The sequence below is a fragment of the Candidatus Skiveiella danica genome, assembly GCF_022705245.1.
Classification (GTDB): domain Bacteria; phylum Pseudomonadota; class Gammaproteobacteria; order Burkholderiales; family Burkholderiaceae_C; genus Skiveiella; species Skiveiella danica.
Genome location: NZ_JAKJEW010000016.1, coordinates 61567 through 74018, shown reverse-complemented (window position 1 = coordinate 74018; position 12452 = coordinate 61567). Strand labels below are relative to the sequence as shown.

Sequence of the window (12452 nt, the reverse complement as noted above, 5' to 3'; positions counted from 1 at the left end):
TTGGCGAGATTGAAGGCACCAAACCGGTGCATACTGTAAATTCATACAGATATGTTAGCGCAGGCGCGCCTTGCGGTCCAGTGTGAGTAGGATCCAAGTCCTGAGAAGGGTTGGCACGGTGTGTGCTTGATGGGTGCATCCTTTCAACTTCAGCGAGAGCACACGATGAAAACTGCCTACCTCACCCCTGTCGCCATTGCCGCCGCCTTCGCAGCCCTGTCGGGCAACGCACTGGCGCAGACCGCTGCGCCCGCTGCGGCTCCGGCCGCCGCAAAGGCGCCCGAGCCCGACTACACGCTCTCCGGCAATCTGGGCATCTTCTCGGACTATCGTTTCCGTGGCGTCTCGCAGACCAACAAGCTGCCCGCGATTCAGGGCGGTGTTGACCTGGCGTTGAAGAACGGCCTGTACCTGGGCAACTGGAACTCCAACGTCGACAGCGCCATGTACAACGGCGCCAGCATCGAGATGGACTTCTACGGCGGCTACAAGGCCACCTTCGGCGACTTCGGCCTGGATGTCGGCGGCATCTATTACTACTACCCCGGCACCGGCGCGAACCCCGCCCTGGTCAGCGCCAAGAACGGCGAGCTCTACATCGGTGGCAGCTGGGGCCCGCTGACCGCCAAGTACAACTACGCGGTCACTGACTTCTTCGGCGCCCCGGACTCCAACGGCAGCTGGTACCTCAACGTCGCTGCTGCGCACGACTTCGGCAACGGCTGGGGCATCAACGGTGCCATCGGCTACCAGGCCTTGAAGGGCGGCGCAAAAGTCACGCAGATCAACGGCAGCGTCGTCGACAGCATCACCGACTGGAAGCTGGGCGGTACCTACACCGTCGACGGCTGGGTGATGGGCCTGGCGTACATCTCCACCAACCGCGACCTCGCCGGCTACACCAGCCCGGGCAAGAACATCAGCAACGGCACGGCCGTGGTGTCGGTCAGCAAGACCTTCTGAGCGAGCCTGACCGTCTAGGAGTCACCATGAAACTCGTTACCGCCATCATCAAACCGTTCAAGCTCGACGAGGTGCGCGAAGCCCTCTCCGGCATGGGCGTCCAGGGCATCACCGTCACCGAAGTCAAGGGCTTCGGACGGCAGAAAGGCCACACCGAGCTGTACCGCGGCGCGGAATACGTGGTGGACTTTCTGCCCAAGGTCAAGGTCGAGGCGGCCGTGGCCGACGATCTGGTCGATCGCGTCATCGAAGTCATCGAGGGTGCCGCGCGAACCGGCAAGATCGGTGACGGCAAGATCTTTGTCTACAACCTGGAGCAGGTCGTGCGCATCCGTACCGGCGAGACCGGCACCGAAGCGCTCTGAGCGCCCGCCAACCCTGTAAGAGGAAACCGAAATGAAAAAGCTATTAGCCTCCCTTGCGCTGGGACTGGGCCTTCTGATGGGCGCCCATGCCGTCATGGCCCAGGCGCCCGCCGCTGCTCCTGCCGCGGTTGCGGCATCGGCCGAAGCCAAGCCCGCTGAAGCACCTGCGGCCGCGCCGGCAGCTGCTGCCGCGGCGGCTCCTGCTGCGGCAGCTTCAGCAGCAGCGCCCGCCGCTGCCGCGTCGGCACCCGTGCCCAACAAAGGCGACACCGCCTGGATGATGGTCTCCACGCTGCTGGTGATTCTGATGACCGTGCCCGGTCTGGCCTTGTTCTATGGCGGCCTGGTGCGCAGCAAGAACATGCTGTCGGTGCTGATGCAGGTCATGGTCACGTTCTCAATGATCGTGGTGCTCTGGTTCATCTACGGCTACAGCCTGGCGTTCACCGAGGGCAACCAGTTCATCGGCGGCTTTGACCGGCTGTTCATGAAAGGCATCTGGGACAACGCGGCGGGCACTTTTGCCAACGCAGCGACGTTCAGCAAGGGCGTGGTCATTCCCGAGATCGTGTTTGCTGCCTTCCAGGCCACATTCGCCGGCATCACCTGCACGCTGATCGTCGGTGCCTTCGCCGAACGCATGAAGTTCTCCGCGGTGCTCGCCTTCATGGCCCTGTGGTTCACCTTCAGCTATGCGCCGATCGCACACATGGTCTGGTTCTGGATGGGTCCTGATGCCTACACCGGCAAGGAAGTGGTCGATGCCATGAACGCCAAGGCCGGCATGATCTGGCAGACCGGTGCGCTGGACTTTGCCGGCGGTACCGTGGTGCACATCAACGCCGCGGTTGCCGGCCTGGTGGGCGCTTTCATGGTCGGCAAGCGCATCGGCTACGGCAAGGAATCCATGGCCCCGCACAGCCTGACGCTGACCATGGTCGGTGCTTCGCTGCTGTGGGTGGGCTGGTTCGGCTTCAACGCCGGCTCTGCCCTGGAAGCCAACGGTTTCGCCGCACTCGCCTTCATCAACACCTTCGGCGCAACGGCGGCTGCCGTGCTGGCCTGGTGCGTCGGTGAAGCGTTGATGCGTGGCAAGGCCTCCATGCTGGGTGCTGCGTCCGGTGCTGTCGCGGGCCTGGTGGCGATCACGCCAGCGGCCGGCAACGTCGGCATCGGCGGCGCCCTGGTGATCGGTTTCGTCGCCGGCTTCGCCTGCCTATGGGGCGTCAATGGCCTGAAGCACATGCTGGGCGCGGATGACTCGCTCGACGTGTTCGGCGTGCACGGGGTCGGCGGCATCGTCGGTGCCTTGCTGACGGGCGTGTTCAACAGCCCGGCGCTTGGTGGTCCCGGCTACGTGGCCGACTGGGTCACGGCCGGCATGGTGGCCGCCGCCGACTACTCCATCGCCTCCCAGGTCTGGGTCCAGACCAAGGCCGTGCTGACCACGATCGTCTGGTCCGGCGTGGTGTCCTTCATCGCCTACAAGGTCGTGGACCTGACCATCGGACTGCGCGTCTCGGAAGAAGACGAGCGCGAAGGCCTGGACATCACGTCCCACGGCGAAACGGCCTACAGCCGCTGAGTGGTTCCCCGGTCGCGGTGACCATCGCCGCGACCGGTTTTCAATGCGAGAGTCTTCCTTGGATATTCGGCCCACTTCGGTGGGCCTTTTTTTTTGCCCGGTGCAGGGGCCTGGCCGTCGGGCCATGCGAATATTCGCACACGCGCCGTTCAAAAAATTCAGCGCTGCCCAGCCACCCGCCGGTTTACCATGCCGGACCATGTCCGATGCCGCGCTCCAATCCCTGATCGATGCCGTTCACCTGGCGGCTGCCCGCGCCACGCCGCTGCGCATCCGCGGCGGCGGCACGAAAGATGTCCTTGGGCAGAGTCTGCAGGGCGAGGTGCTGGACACCACCGCGTTGAAAGGCATCGTCGCCTACGAACCCAGCGAGCTGGTGGTCACGGTGCGTGCCGGCACGCCGCTGGCAGCGCTTGAAGTCGCGCTGGCGCAACAGGGCCAGTGCCTGCCGTTTGAGCCGCCGCGATTTGGCGCGGGCGGGACCGTCGGCGGCATGGTGGCGGCCGGCCTGTCGGGCCCGGCGCGGGTCAGCGTCGGCGCCGTGCGCGACTACGTGCTGGGCTTGGAGCTGGTGAATGGCCGCGGCGAGGCGCTGACTTTCGGCGGCCAGGTGATGAAGAACGTGGCCGGCTACGACGTGTCGCGGCTGATGGCCGGTGCCTGGGGCACGCTGGGCGTGATCACGGCCGTCAGCCTCAAGGTGTTGCCGATGGCGCTCGCCGAAGCCACCCTGAAGTTCGAATGCGACCAGGCCGAGGCGCTGCGCCGCATCAACCACTGGGGCGGCCAGCCCCTGCCGCTCAATGCCAGCTGCTGGGTCGAAGATGCCGGCATCGGCACCCTGTACCTGCGCCTGCGCGGCGCGGTGGCAGCGGTGGAAGCGGCCTGCCGCACGCTGGGCGGCGAGCGCCAGGACAACGCCCGGGTCGCCGCCGACTGGGACGCCTGCCGCGACCAGCGCCTGCCCTGGTTCGCGGATCGCCAGGCGTCCGAATGCCTGTGGCGCCTGTCCGTGCCGCAGACGGCGCCGGTGCTGCCCTTGCCGTCGGGCGTGGGGGCGCCCCTGGTGGAATGGCACGGCGGCCAGCGCTGGGTCCAGGCCGGCCCCGAACACGCCGGCGCGCTGCGCGAGGCGGCCTCCAGGGCCGGTGGACACGCTACGCTATTCATAGCTGGCGATGACCCGTCGGCGCTGGGAATCGACCGCTTTGAGCCTTTGAAAGCCCCGCTGGACCGCATTCACCGGCGCCTCAAGGCTGAATTCGACCCCTCCGGCCTCTTCAACCGCGGCCGCCTGTACGCCGAGCTCTGACAGGCCCACGATGCAAACCCGTCTTTCTCCCGAATTCGCTGGCACAACTGAAGGCCTGGAGGCCGAGGCCATCCTGCGCAAGTGCGTGCACTGTGGCTTCTGCACTGCCACCTGCCCCACGTACCAGCTGCTCGGCGATGAGCTCGATGGGCCGCGCGGGCGCATCTACCTGATGAAGCAGGTGCTCGAAGGCGAGAAGCCCACGCGCAAGACCCAGATGCACCTGGACCGCTGCCTGACCTGCCGCAACTGCGAAAGCACCTGCCCCAGCGGCGTGCAGTACGGCCACCTGCTGGACATCGGGCGCAAGATCGTCGACGCCAAGGTGCCGCGCCCGACTCCGGAAAAAGCCTTGCGCTGGGCATTGAAGGAGGGCCTGCCCTCGCCGCTGTTTGCCCCGGCCATGAAGATGGGCCAGGCCGTGCGTGGCCTGGTGCCAGCGGCCTTGCAGGCCAAGGTGCCCGCTAAGCAGGAGGCCGGCGCCTGGCCGACGCGCAGCCATGCGCGCAAGGTGCTGATGCTGGCGGGCTGCGTGCAGCCGTCAATGATGCCCAACATCAACGCCGCCACCGCCCGCGTGCTGGACGCTGCCGGCATCCAGACCGTGATCGCGCCCAAGGCGGGCTGCTGCGGCGCGGTGAAGTTTCACCTCAACGATCAGGATGGCGGGCGCGCGGAAATGCGCGCCAACATCGACGCCTGGTGGCCGATGATCGCCTCCGGCGAGGTCGAAGCCCTCGTCATGAACGCCTCCGGATGCGGCGTCACGGTGCGCGAGTACGGGCATTTCCTCAAGGACGAACCCGCCTACGCCGCCAAGGCCCAACGCATCGGCGAACTGACCAGGGACCTGAGCGAGCTGCTGCCCGCCATCGTGGCGGCATTGCGCCAGAGCCGGCCGGAGCGGGTTCCGGGGCCGCCGGCCGGCGATGCGGGCGCGGGCAGGCATCTGGCGTTTCATCCGCCCTGCAGCCTGCAGCACGGCCAGCAGCTGCGCGGCGCGGTGGAGCAGCACCTGGCCGCGTTCGGGTTCAAGGTCCAGGTGGCGCGCAGCGAGTCGCACCTGTGCTGCGGCTCGGCCGGCACCTACTCGGTGCTCAACCCCGACCTGAGCCACCAGTTGCGTGACCGCAAGCTCGGCCACCTGGGCGAGCTGGAGCCGGACGTCATCGTCTCCGCCAACATCGGCTGCATCACGCATCTTCAAAGCGGCACCCCGACCCCCGTTCGGCATTGGGTCGAGGTGCTGGACGAGCACCTGCGCTGACCGGGCCTGGCCCGAGGGACTGAGAACGCTGGCATGATGGCGGGCTTTCCCCAGACCGCCGACGCCATGACCGCCACCGAATCCGAACAAAAACAAGAACCCTCCCCCGCGGTGCCCAACCCGGTTTCGACCGCGACCGACCTCGCGCAACCACCTGGCGTCGAAGTCGCCGCGACCTCGGCACCCGCGTCAACAAGCCCGGTGGCTCATGGCGATGGCAACCAGAGTCGCCCTGAATCGAGATCGCGGCGCCACGGGCGTGGCCCTCGACAGGAGGGCGCGCAAACGTCCAAAGCGGCACCCATGGGGGCGTCACGAGCGGCGCGTGCCATACCGCCAGTTCTGGAGCAACTGGCCGAGCTGTACCCGGGCCTGTTCGGCGAGGTCTTCCTGCCCTTGAAACGGGGCATCTTCCAGGACTTGCTGGCAGCCCATCCCGGCGTGCTGGACCGCGAGGCGCTGAAGACGGGGCTGGCCATCCACACCCGATCTACCCGCTATCTGCAGGCAGTGGCAGCCGGCTTGCAGCGCCACGACCTGGCCGGGCAGGCCGTCGAAGCCATGGCGCCCGAGCACGTCCATCAGGCATTGCTCGAGGTGTTCCGCCGCCGCCAGTCCCGCGCCGGCGAAGACCTGCGCCCCAAGCTGCTGCAACGACTGATTCAGGCGTTCGAGGCGTCCGGCCTGACGCGGGAGGCCTATGACGAGCGGGTGCGCGGTCGCGACGACGCGGCCAATGCCCTTCTGGACGAGGCCTTGGCCGAAGCGGCGGCCCGCCGCGCCAAGGACGAAGCGCTGTTGCGCGCGTTCGAGAACGGGGGGCAGACGATCGAGGTTTTTGCCGACATGTACGGCATGGATCCGCGCGCGGCGTCCCAGACGCTGGAGCGGGCCCGCCAGCGGCGGGCTCCCGCAACGTCCTGACAGGCTGACGCTTTCCGCCGTGTCACTATCAATTAGATAGCTTGAAACGACGATTTGACGCTGGGAACAGGCCAAGAAAATCGGAAATCTGAGTCGGGCGAGCTTCTCAGCCCTTCAGGCGGCCAGCGCCTGCTCGATGTCCTTCGTCAGACTTTCCGGGGTATCGGTGGGCGCGTAGCGCCGGATCACCTGCCCGTCCTTGCCAACCAGAAACTTGGTGAAATTCCACTTGATGGCCTTGCTGCCCAGGATGCCGGGCGCTTCGGCGGCCAGCCACTGGTACAGCGGGTCGGCTTGTGGGCCATTGACGTCGATTTTGGCCATCATCGGGAAACTCACACCGTAGTTGAGTTGGCAGAAGCTGGCGATCTCTTCATTGCTGCCCGAATCCTGCGCGCCGAACTGGTTGCAGGGAAAACCGAGCACGACGAGACCTTTGGGGCCCCAGGCCTCATGCAGGGTTTCCAGACCGGCGAACTGTGGCGTGAAGCCGCAGGCGCTGGCGGTGTTCACGATCAGCAGTGCCTTGCCCTTGTATTTCTTCAGGGGAACGGGTTTGCCGCTCATCGGCTGGGCGGAGAATTCGTAGATGGACGTCATCGGCAGGCCTTTCGGCGGTTGAGTCGGGGGTGGTGCGGCGCCTTTGCAACAGATGCGACGCTGAAGCGGGTAAGTATGGCCCCCGGCCGATGCCATCTGACCGGATGGGGCCATTCGGGTGAATAATTTTGCATTCCCATCCGGCCCCAGGGCCCGCCCAACCGTCCGTCACCACACAGCATGTCCCGTACTTGTGCCATCGCCTTGGCCGGCTTGCCCCCGACCGAGCGCGTCCTCATCGCCGGCGCCCTGTTTCCGCCGAGCGGAAGCCCGATCCCGGGCGCCTTCATGGCGTCAGATCCCGCGCGGGCAGCGCTTGTCATCGCGAATGCCGACGATGCCGCGGTCGTGAGTGCCCTGAAGGCCCAGATGCCCGCTGCCGGTGTGGTCCTCCTGGGCCATTCCGACCAGGGGACCGGCTGGCCGCTGGTGCCACGGCCCCTGAGCCTGCAGGCCTTGATCACCGCCGCCCGGCGCCAGCTCGCCTTGGCGCACACGGATGAAACGGGTAGCGAGGGGACGAAGCCCGGGGCCCGCGAGGGGGGCTGGTTTCGGCGGTTCGGCAAGGACAGGCCCGTGTTTTCCGATACCCAGCCCTTTGCCTTGGAGCCGGTGGATGCGGAAGAGGGGTTTGCCCAGACCCGCCAGTTCGCGCCGCAATCGCCGCAGGAAAGCCCCGCCGTCGTGGCCAAGCCGTTGCTGCGACGGGAGCCGGAAGACTTCGAGCCCACGCGGCAATTCAGCCCCAGCGTGCCGTCCGTCACACCATCCGACTGGGAAAACGAGGTGGCCGAGTGGGAGACTGCGCAGTCAGCCCGGCCCGTCGAACCGATGCCGAGGAAAGGCACGCAGGATGCCGCGTTTGGACGGCCATCGGAGGGGCCGGATTCGCCCGATTCGGAGGGCGACACCCTGCCGGCTCCCTTGGCGGCCGCGGATCGCGTCCTGATCGTGGGATTGGCCGGCTCTGCTGCGGCAGGGCTGATCCGGGTTCTGGAGGGTGCGGGCTACGACGTTGATTTCGCCGGGGATCCCGAAGCGGTGTCGCGCCAGTTGATGCAACACGCATACCAGTTTGCCGTGCTGATCGAGGTCTCTTTGGGGGCGAAGGCCATCAGCCTGTGCCGGGATATCCAGCGCAACCGCGGCCGCTCGCCGCCCGATCTGCGGCTCCTGATCGTTGCCAACCACCGTGGATTCCTGTCGCGCATGCGTGCCTGGTTTGCCGGATGCAATGCCTGGCTGCCGATTCCCCTGGACCAGCCCAGGTTGCTGCAGTACCTGCGTGACAACGGTTCGGCCGCAGCCCGTGGCGCTTGAAGACCCTCTCGGTGAAGCATGGTTGCAACGGAATCCCCCAATAGTGCGCGGTATGGCGCCTTTTCCGTCGCGGCCCTACTTGCCGATCCGGTGGTATCGGGCAATAGTCCAAGGCTTTCCCTGCGTTGCAGCTTTGTGCGCGACTCCGGCCTGACATCGGTTTGCTTTCCGCCTCTTTGACGATGCCTTCTGCTTTTCGAGTGGCCCTGGTGGGCCTTGCGCCCGGCGAGCGCTCGCTGGTTGAGGCGGCCTTTTCGTTGCCTGGCCCGGACGGCGCACGCCACGAAATGGTTCACGATCCCGCGCGCGCGAACCTGATCATCCTCGATGCCGAAGATACGCGGGCGGTTCACCACTTCCGGGCGCGTGGTCTGGCCGCGCCGGTGCTGCTGATCGGGCAAGACGACGCCCACACCGGTTGGCCGGCAATCCCTCGCCCTATCGAACGCCATGCCCTGCTGGGCGAAGCGGCGCGGCTGCTGTCCGGCGCGCCGGCGGACCTCGAGGCGCCGCCCCTGGCGCCGGCCTTCCAGGCCACGGTTCCTTTTGCCCCGCTGGAGATGCAGCGCCTGCGCGGCGCGGCCGATGGATTTGATGAGACCCGATCGTTCCAGGAGACCCGTCCGTTCGAACGTCCGGCACCGGGCGCGCCGGAACCCCGCCGGGCCGGGTCCGCTCGGCCGGTTGTTCACGAATCGATCGATGCCCGCAGTGTCTTGCTGTGGCGGGATGCCAAGGACGGCGCATTGGTTTCGTCTGTCGCCGCCCTGCCGCCGGCTCCACCTGCGCCTGTGGCCGGCGCACGGGCCGAGGCGGCACCGCTGGCTCCGCGCCACGAAGCCCCCGATGCCGGACTGCCGGCCATCGCCGGGTTTGAATCCACACGCGATGGCGATCCTGTCGCGCACCAAAGGGTTCCCGCCAACTGGCGCGAACTGGCGCGCCAGCGCGACGAGGAGCGCCGCCAGCGGGTGACGCCGGTGGATGCCGGAGCCTTCAGCAGCAGCTTCGCCGACCCCTCGGACCATCCCACCTCACCGCCGGGCCTGGCCGCATTGGCACGCTCGCCGGCCATCCTGCTGGTGGGCGAAGTCCGCCTCGCGGGGAGCTCGCTGATCCGCGAACTGCGGGGCCTGGGGTGTCAGGTGGATCATGCCCACGACATCGAAGCGGCGCTGGCGCGACTGGCTGGCCAGGCCTACGGATATGCCTTTCTCGATGACCGCTCGCTTGGCCGCCAGACGCGCGCAGTCTGCCGCGCCCTGCGCCGACGCGCGCGCGCGCTGGGGCAGACCTTGAACATCGTGGTCATGGCGCGTGACGAGGGTCCCTTGCGCCGCCTGCTGGCACGGTGGGCCGGATGCGACACCTGGATGACCTTGCCGCTGGAGCGAAAGCGTCTGGCCCAGCATCTTCTGGGCGGTTCACGATCCGCCGGCTGACGCATGGGCGGCCGGAAAGGGCGCCCGCCAGGGCGCATTCGCGGCTCAGCCGTGGTGATTGTCGTTGCGGGCAATTTCGAGCAGGTGCTCGACCTCGTCGCGATGATGCGCGAGGTTGCGCGCGTGCCAGATCTTGATCAGCCACATGAATCCCGCCACCAGCAAGCCGAAGCCCGTGATGGCGCCGAAAGCTGACAGGCCCAGGCCGGTGGACAGGCTGTAAATGCCGCCCAGGCTCAGGATGCAGGCTTGTTCGTTGAAGTTCTGAACCGCGATGGAGCGGCCCGCGCCCATCAGGTTGTGGCCGCGATGCTGCAGCAGCGCATTCATGGGCACCACCAGAAATCCGCCGAGACCGCCGAGCAGAACGAGGAAAGGCGCCGCCACCCAGACGTTGTCGATGAAGTTCAGCAAGATCACCAGCAAGCCCATGCCGATGCCCAGCGGCATCACGCTGGTGGCCTGGTCCAGCTTCATGCGTACCGAGGCCACCACCGCGCCGACGGCCGTGCCCACCGCCACCACCCCGACCAGACTGGAGGCCTGGGTCACGCTGTAGCCCAGCGCGGCGGCGGCCCACGCCAGCACGATGTAGCGCAGATTGCCCGAAACGCCCCAGAACAGTGTGGTCGTGGCCAGCGAGATCTGACCGAGCTTGTCCTGCCACAGCCGGGTGTTGCAGCGCCAGAAATCGGGCAGCAGTTCGAGCTTGTTGCGCGGCATGGGGCGCATCTCGACCCCGGTGTCGGGGATGCGGGTGTTGAACCAGGCGGCGAGCACGTAGACAAAGATCAGCGCGCTGATGGCGGCTTCGGCCGGTGTGTCAACCGAGGTGTCGATGAAGGGGAAGTCCAGCGACAACATGCGGCTTGACACCATGGTGCCGACCAGTTGGCCGCCGACCAGCACGCCCAGGATGATCGAGGCGATCGTCAGCCCCTCGATCCAGCCGTTGGCCTTGACCAGCTGGGATGCGGGAAGCAGCTCGGTCAGGATGCCGTACTTGGCGGGCGAATAGGCGGCCGCGCCCAGACCCACGATGGCATAGGACATCAGCGGATGGGTGCCGAACAGCATCAGCAGACAGCCGACGATCTTGATGGTGTTGCTGATCAACATGACCCGCCCCTTGGGCAAGGCGTCTGCAAAGGCGCCCACGTACGGGGCCAGCAGCACGTAGAACAGCGCGAACATGGGCACCAGCGCGGCCTGCTGCCATACCGGCGCACCTCCGGTCTTGAGCAATTGCACGGCCGCCACGAACAGGGCATTGTCCGCCAGCGAGCTGAAAAACTGCGCCGACATGATGGTAAAAAAACCGCGCTTCATGAACTCTTGTTTATTGCCTCAGTGGCACTGATGACCTGTGGTCTGTACTTTGTCTCCGGCTGGCAGCGGGTTATATCATGCGACGACGTCGCGGTGACCCTGCAAGCAGTGCCACAATCGGCGCCATCGCGTTCACCGGCTGTCCGCATGCCCCGTCCCATCCAGGCCACGATCCACACCGAGTCCCTGCGCCACAACCTGGCCCGCGCGCGTGCGTCCGCGCCGGATGCGCGGGTCTGGGCGGTGGTCAAGGCCAATGCTTATGGGCACGGGATCGGGCATGTTTTCGAAGCATTTCGCGGCGCTGACGGGTTTGCCCTGCTGGATCTTGCCGAGGCCGAGCGGGTGCGCGCACTGGGTTGGCGGGGCCCCATCCTTCTGCTCGAAGGGGTCTTCGAAGCACGCGACCTGGAGCTGTGTTCGCGGCTGAACCTCTGGCATGTGGTGCACTGTGAAGAGCAGATCGACATGCTGGCGGTGCACAAGACGCACCAGCCGCACCGGGTGTTCCTCAAGATGAATTCGGGGATGAACCGCCTGGGCTTCAAGCCACAAGGCTTTCGCGCCGCCTGGACCCGTCTCAATGCCCTGCCGCAAGTCGATGAAATCTCGCTGATGACACATTTCAGCGATGCCGACGGCCCTGGTGGCGTTGCGGCGCAGATGGCGGTCTTCGCGGCGGTCACGCAGGACCTGCCGGGTGAACGAAGCCTGTCGAACAGCGCGGCCACCTTGCGTTATTCCGGCGACTCCATTTCCTCCGGCCAGGGCCGCCTGCCGGTCAGTGCCGACTGGGTCCGCCCCGGCATCGCGCTGTACGGCAGTGCGCCGGACTTCCCCGCGCACGACATCGCGCACTGGAACCTGCACCCCGCCATGACGCTGTCGTCACGGATCATTGGCACGCAGAACCTGGTGGCCGGCGATGGTGTGGGCTATGGCTCCGGTTTTCAGGCCAGCGGGCCGATGCGCATCGGGGTCGTGGCCTGCGGCTATGCCGACGGCTATCCGCGTGTGGCGCCGACGGGCACGCCGGTGCTGGTCGAAGGCGTGCGCACGCATACCGTCGGGCGCGTCAGCATGGACATGATCACGGTCGATCTGGCGCCGCTGCAGCGGGCCGGCGTCGAGGCCGGCTTTGGCAGCGAGGTCACCCTGTGGGGGCGGTCTTCGCAGGGGACGCTGCTGCCCATTGACGACGTGGCCCATGTCGCGGGCACGGTGGGCTATGAGCTGATGTGCGCGCTGGCGCCTCGGGTGCCGGTGGTCATGGCGGCCTGACAACGTGCCCCCTCGTTCATCACTTCCAGTCTTCACCGCCCCCCGAGGGGCCCAGGCCTCCTTG

General features: G+C 66.7%; 11 protein-coding genes. 9 read left to right on the top strand and 2 right to left on the bottom strand.

Annotated features, from left to right (window positions below):
• Window positions 1–165 precede the first annotated feature (165 nt).
• The 6 genes from ACMUOY_RS10910 (at window position 166) to ACMUOY_RS10885 (ending at window position 6416) form a co-directional block, all read left to right on the top strand.
• Window positions 166–963 carry a TorF family putative porin gene (locus ACMUOY_RS10910; protein WP_413892750.1) on the top strand — a complete coding sequence of 266 codons (798 nt, stop codon included), beginning with the start codon at window positions 166–168 and terminating at the stop codon, window positions 961–963.
• 26 nt (window positions 964–989) lie between these two features.
• Complete coding sequence (glnK, locus tag ACMUOY_RS10905) at window positions 990–1328, top strand: P-II family nitrogen regulator (RefSeq protein ID WP_413892749.1); 339 nt, start codon at window positions 990–992, stop codon at window positions 1326–1328.
• 31 nt (window positions 1329–1359) lie between these two features.
• Window positions 1360–2913: an ammonium transporter gene (locus tag ACMUOY_RS10900; RefSeq protein ID WP_413892748.1), complete on the top strand. Its 1554-nt coding sequence runs from the start codon at window positions 1360–1362 to the stop codon at window positions 2911–2913.
• 199 nt (window positions 2914–3112) lie between these two features.
• The gene (gene glcE / locus ACMUOY_RS10895) at window positions 3113–4225 is read left to right on the top strand and encodes a glycolate oxidase subunit GlcE (RefSeq protein ID WP_413892747.1); all 1113 of its coding nucleotides are present in this window, start codon (window positions 3113–3115) and stop codon (window positions 4223–4225) included.
• A gap of 10 nt (window positions 4226–4235) precedes the next feature.
• A complete protein-coding gene (gene glcF / locus ACMUOY_RS10890) occupies window positions 4236–5492 on the top strand; it encodes a glycolate oxidase iron-sulfur subunit (protein WP_413892746.1) in 1257 nt (418 codons plus the stop codon).
• A gap of 33 nt (window positions 5493–5525) precedes the next feature.
• Entirely contained in the window at window positions 5526–6416 is an 891-nt protein-coding gene (locus ACMUOY_RS10885; RefSeq protein ID WP_413892745.1) for a ProQ/FINO family protein, read from the top strand.
• A gap of 114 nt (window positions 6417–6530) precedes the next feature.
• On the opposite strand, the gene ACMUOY_RS10880 is transcribed toward ACMUOY_RS10885, so the two are convergent.
• Window positions 6531–7016 (bottom strand): glutathione peroxidase, encoded by a 486-nt coding sequence (locus ACMUOY_RS10880; protein WP_413892744.1) that lies wholly within the window; start codon window positions 7014–7016, stop codon window positions 6531–6533.
• Window positions 7017–7196: 180 nt separating this feature from the next.
• On the opposite strand from ACMUOY_RS10880, the gene ACMUOY_RS10875 reads away from it, so the two are divergent.
• Both ACMUOY_RS10875 and ACMUOY_RS10870 read left to right on the top strand, forming a co-directional pair.
• Window positions 7197–8336 (top strand): hypothetical protein, encoded by a 1140-nt coding sequence (locus ACMUOY_RS10875; protein WP_413892743.1) that lies wholly within the window; start codon window positions 7197–7199, stop codon window positions 8334–8336.
• Between the two features lie 182 nt (window positions 8337–8518).
• Entirely contained in the window at window positions 8519–9778 is a 1260-nt protein-coding gene (locus ACMUOY_RS10870) for a hypothetical protein (RefSeq protein ID WP_413892742.1), read from the top strand.
• A 45-nt stretch (window positions 9779–9823) separates the two neighbouring features.
• Here the strand turns inward: ACMUOY_RS10870 and lplT are convergent, their stop codons facing one another.
• A complete protein-coding gene (lplT, locus tag ACMUOY_RS10865; RefSeq protein ID WP_413892741.1) occupies window positions 9824–11107 on the bottom strand; it encodes an MFS transporter in 1284 nt (427 codons plus the stop codon).
• A 147-nt stretch (window positions 11108–11254) separates the two neighbouring features.
• On the opposite strand from lplT, the gene alr reads away from it, so the two are divergent.
• Window positions 11255–12388, top strand: coding sequence for an alanine racemase (gene alr, locus ACMUOY_RS10860; protein ID WP_413892740.1), 1134 nt, complete (start codon window positions 11255–11257; stop codon window positions 12386–12388).
• Window positions 12389–12452: the final 64 nt, after the last annotated feature.

Coding starts and splice junctions, on each gene's coding strand:
- ACMUOY_RS10910 (WP_413892750.1), top strand. CDS start 166: ATGAAAACTGCCTACCTCACCCCTGTCGCCATTGCCGCCGCCTTCGCA.
- glnK (WP_413892749.1), top strand. CDS start 990: ATGAAACTCGTTACCGCCATCATCAAACCGTTCAAGCTCGACGAGGTG.
- ACMUOY_RS10900 (WP_413892748.1), top strand. CDS start 1,360: ATGAAAAAGCTATTAGCCTCCCTTGCGCTGGGACTGGGCCTTCTGATG.
- glcE (WP_413892747.1), top strand. CDS start 3,113: ATGTCCGATGCCGCGCTCCAATCCCTGATCGATGCCGTTCACCTGGCG.
- glcF (WP_413892746.1), top strand. CDS start 4,236: ATGCAAACCCGTCTTTCTCCCGAATTCGCTGGCACAACTGAAGGCCTG.
- ACMUOY_RS10885 (WP_413892745.1), top strand. CDS start 5,526: ATGATGGCGGGCTTTCCCCAGACCGCCGACGCCATGACCGCCACCGAA.
- ACMUOY_RS10880 (WP_413892744.1), bottom strand. CDS start 7,016: ATGACGTCCATCTACGAATTCTCCGCCCAGCCGATGAGCGGCAAACCC.
- ACMUOY_RS10875 (WP_413892743.1), top strand. CDS start 7,197: ATGTCCCGTACTTGTGCCATCGCCTTGGCCGGCTTGCCCCCGACCGAG.
- ACMUOY_RS10870 (WP_413892742.1), top strand. CDS start 8,519: ATGCCTTCTGCTTTTCGAGTGGCCCTGGTGGGCCTTGCGCCCGGCGAG.
- lplT (WP_413892741.1), bottom strand. CDS start 11,107: ATGAAGCGCGGTTTTTTTACCATCATGTCGGCGCAGTTTTTCAGCTCG.
- alr (WP_413892740.1), top strand. CDS start 11,255: ATGCCCCGTCCCATCCAGGCCACGATCCACACCGAGTCCCTGCGCCAC.